4 protein-coding genes are annotated in these 3,621 nt (G+C 73.6%); 2 read left to right on the forward strand and 2 right to left on the reverse strand.

From position 1 onward, the window contains the following. Positions 1 to 44: 44 nt before the first annotated feature. Complete coding sequence (locus AC1DUQ_RS19230; protein WP_477074376.1) at positions 45 to 1,430, forward strand: cystathionine beta-synthase; 1,386 nt, start codon at positions 45 to 47, stop codon at positions 1,428 to 1,430. Between the two features lie 48 nt (positions 1,431 to 1,478). Beyond that, complete coding sequence (locus tag AC1DUQ_RS19235; RefSeq protein ID WP_477060229.1) at positions 1,479 to 2,501, forward strand: acetylxylan esterase; 1,023 nt, start codon at positions 1,479 to 1,481, stop codon at positions 2,499 to 2,501. A gap of 6 nt (positions 2,502 to 2,507) precedes the next feature. On the opposite strand, the gene AC1DUQ_RS19240 is transcribed toward AC1DUQ_RS19235, so the two are convergent. Together AC1DUQ_RS19240 and AC1DUQ_RS19245 are read right to left on the reverse strand one after the other, a co-directional pair. Further along, entirely contained in the window at positions 2,508 to 3,113 is a 606-nt protein-coding gene (locus AC1DUQ_RS19240; protein ID WP_477060230.1) for a class I SAM-dependent methyltransferase, read from the reverse strand. A 33-nt stretch (positions 3,114 to 3,146) separates the two neighbouring features. Continuing rightward, positions 3,147 to 3,621 (reverse strand): TetR-like C-terminal domain-containing protein (locus AC1DUQ_RS19245; RefSeq protein WP_477074377.1); only part of this gene is annotated, 475 nt, incomplete at its 5' end.

Raw genomic sequence — 3,621 nt, forward strand, 5'->3', positions numbered from 1 at the left:
GACGTGCGTCTGCCCGACCCCGCCACCCATGGGAGCGCAGGACAGTGAAGTACGCGAAGCACATCTCGGAGCTCGTCGGGGGCACCCCGCTCGTCCAGCTCACGTCCGTGACGGCAGGCCTGACGGCGACGATCCTCGCCAAGGTCGAGTACATGAACCCCGGCGGCTCGGTGAAGGACCGCATCGCCCTGAAGATGATCGAGGCCGCGGAGGCGAGCGGAGAGCTCAGGCCCGGCGGCACGATCGTCGAGCCGACCAGCGGCAACACGGGCGTCGGCCTGGCCCTCGTCGCCCAGCGCAAGGGCTACCGCTGCGTGTTCGTCTGCCCCGACAAGGTCAGCCAGGACAAGCGCGACGTGCTGCGGGCCTATGGCGCGGAGGTCATCGTGACCCCGACCGCCGTGGCCCCCGACCACCCGAACTCCTACTACTCGGTGTCGGACCGCCTGGCGAAGGAGATCCCGGGCGGCTGGAAGCCGAACCAGTACGCCAACCCGAACGGCCCTGCCAGCCACTACGAGTCGACCGGCCCGGAGATCTGGGCGGACACCGACGGGCGCGTGACGCACCTGGTCGCGGGCGTCGGCACCGGCGGCACCATCACGGGTACCGGCCGCTACCTGCACGACGTCTCCGAGGGCCGCGTCTGGGTCATCGGCGCCGACCCCGCCGGCTCGGTGTACTCCGGCGGCGACGGGCGGCCGTACCTGGTCGAGGGCGTCGGCGAGGACTTCTGGCCGGCCGCCTACGACCCGACGGTCCCCGACGAGATCATCGCGGTCTCCGACGCCGACTCCTTCGCGATGACGCGACGGCTGGCGCGCGAGGAGGGGCTGCTGGTCGGCGGCTCGTGCGGCATGGCCGTCGAGGCGACCCTGCGGTATGCGCGTCGGCTGCAGGAGGAGGATCCGGAGGCGGCGGCCGCAGCGGTGATCGTCGTGCTCCTGCCCGACAGCGGGCGCGGCTACCTGTCGAAGATCTTCAACGACTCCTGGATGCGGTCGTACGGGTTCCTGGCCGCCGACGAGGGCGCCACCGTGGCCGACGTGCTGCGCACCAAGACCGGCGAGCTGCCCGACCTGGTGCACACCCACCCGAACGAGACGGTGCGCGACGCCATCGAGATCCTGCACGAGTACGGCGTCTCGCAGATGCCCGTGGTCGGTGCCGAGCCGCCGGTGAAGATCGGCGAGGTGGCCGGCGCGGTGAGCGAGCGCGAGCTCCTGGACGCCGTGTTCTCGGGTGAGGCCGAGCTGTCCGACCGGGTGGACCGGCACATGTCCGCGGCGCTGCCGCTGATCGGGTCCGGGGAGTCGGTGGAGTCGGCGCGATCGGCGCTGCAGAAGGCGGACGCGCTCATGGTGGTCGACGACGGGTCGCCGGTCGGCGTGCTCACGCGACACGACCTGCTGGGGTTCCTCGCGCGGTAGGTTGCTGCCCGGCAAACGCTGTCCCACCGGTCGCTGCGAAGGAGCACGATGGCCCTGTTCGACCTGCCCCTGCCCGAGCTCGAGCGTTACCTGCCCGAGCTGGACGAGCCGGAGGACTTCGACTCGTTCTGGGCCCGCACCCTCGCCGAGGCGCGGACGTTCGACCTCGGGCTGACCGTGGTGCCGGTGGACACCGGGCTGACCGTCATCGACGCGTTCGACGTCACGTTCTCCGGGTTCGGCGGGCACCCGATCAAGGCGTGGGTGACCCGGCCGGCCAGCACGTCCGGTGATCTGCCGGCCGTGGTCGAGCTCGTCGGGTACGGCGGCGGTCGGGGGTTCGCGCACGAGCGGCTCGCGTGGGCGGCCGCGGGGTACGTGCACCTGGTGATGGACACGCGCGGGCAGGGGTCGGTCTGGGGCGGCGGAGGTCACACCCCCGACCCGGCGGGCTCAGGGCCGGCGTCGCCGGGCGTGATGACGCGCGGGGTCCTCGACCCGCACGAGCACTACTACCGGCGGCTCATCACGGACGCCGTGCGGGCCGTCGACGCGGTGCGCGCGCTGCCGGGCGTCGACGCGTCCCGGGTGGCGGTCGCGGGGGGCAGCCAGGGCGGCGGGCTGGCGCTCGCGGTGGGCGGGCTGGCCGACGGACTCGTGGCCGTCATGCCCGACGTGCCGTTCCTGTGCCACTACCCGCGGGCGCTGGCGATCACGGACGCCTTCCCGTACGGCGAGCTCGTGCAGTACCTCGCGGTGCACCGTGACCAGGAGGCCACCGTGCTGCGGACCATGTCGTACCTGGACGGGGTGCACTTCGCCCGGCGCGCGTCGGCACCGGCGCTGTTCTCCGTGGCCCTGCGGGACCAGACCTGCCCGCCGTCGACGGTGTTCGCGGCGTACAACCACTACGCGGGCCTGGCGGCTGCCCGGCCGCAGACCGAGATCGAGGTCTACGCCTACAACCAGCACGAGGGCGGCCAGGCGTTCCAGCTCGACCGCCAGCTGCGCTGGTTGCGCGGGTTCGTCGCGCCGCACGCGGTCCCCGCCGAGGCGGTCTTCGGGGTCTGACCCGGCTCAGCCCCGGCGGAGCCGGTACCACCGTGGAGCGGTCCGGGTGAGCGGCCACCCCAGCCCGGTGGTGTCGGCGGGCTCGACGGCGATCAGCTCCCAGCCTGCGAACGCCGCCTCGATCTCCGCCTGGGAGACGCCTCCGAACAGCGAGCGCAGACGGGTCTCCCCGAACTCGAGCATCAGCACGGTCGCGCGGGGGCGGGCGAGTGCGGTCATGCCCCGCCCGGCGGCCGCCCGCTCGTCGCGGTCCAGGTGCTGGAAGCAGCCGACGTCGAGGAAGAAGTCGAACGTGCCCAGGACGGCGGGCTCCAGGTGCGTCACGTCGCCCACCAGGAAGCTCGCGTCCGACTGGCCGCTCCGGCTGGCCGACTCGATCGCGGGCGCGGCGGTGTCGATGCCGACCACGTCCCACCCGCGGCGGGCGAGCTCGTGCGACTTCTGGCCACGGCCGCAGCCGAGGTCGAGCGCCCTGCCCGGTGGGGTCGGCCGGTCCGCCTCCTCGCGGTCGAGCAGCGCCGAGATCGTGGACTCCGCGACTCGTCCGTAGTGCTCCCACGGCGTGAACCCGACGCGGTACGCGAGCCCGTAGCCGGTGCGGACACCTTTCATGCACCCATCCCAGCACCGGACGTCCGCCCCCGGCTAGGGCACGGTCAGCCGCTCCAGACCGCCGACCAGGCCCGCGACGAGGAAGTCGAAGCTCTCGTCGACGTCGTCGGGCATGCCGAAGCCGCCCTCGAGCTCGAGGACGACGAACCCGTGCACCGCGGCGCGGACCGCGCGGACGGCGTCGATGCGTCGCTCGTCGGGCACCCCGAGGGCGGCCACGGCGGCGGACAGCTCGGCGACCGCCCGGGCGCCCGCCTGCTGGACGGCGCCCGCGTCGGGGTCGCGGACCCACGAGGTGCCCTGGACCGCCTGGTAGCGGCCGGGGGAGCGCCGGGCGAGGTCTCGGGTCGCGTGGGMCATGGCCGGGAGCAGGTCGGCGCCGCCGTGCCGCTCCCGGACCGCCTCGAGGGTGTGCACGAAGTCGACGACGCAGACGAGCGCCACCTCCCGGCGCAGCGCGGGCAGGCCGGCGACGTGCTTGTAGAGGCTCGGCACCGCGACGCCGGCC

The organism is Cellulomonas sp. P4_B5_2 (assembly GCF_056402235.1).

Excerpts from the sequence above, each read along its gene's own strand:
- AC1DUQ_RS19235 (WP_477060229.1), top strand. The coding sequence starts at position 1,479 with ATGGCCCTGTTCGACCTGCCCCTGCCCGAGCTCGAGCGTTACCTGCCC.
- AC1DUQ_RS19240 (WP_477060230.1), bottom strand. The coding sequence starts at position 3,113 with ATGAAAGGTGTCCGCACCGGCTACGGGCTCGCGTACCGCGTCGGGTTC.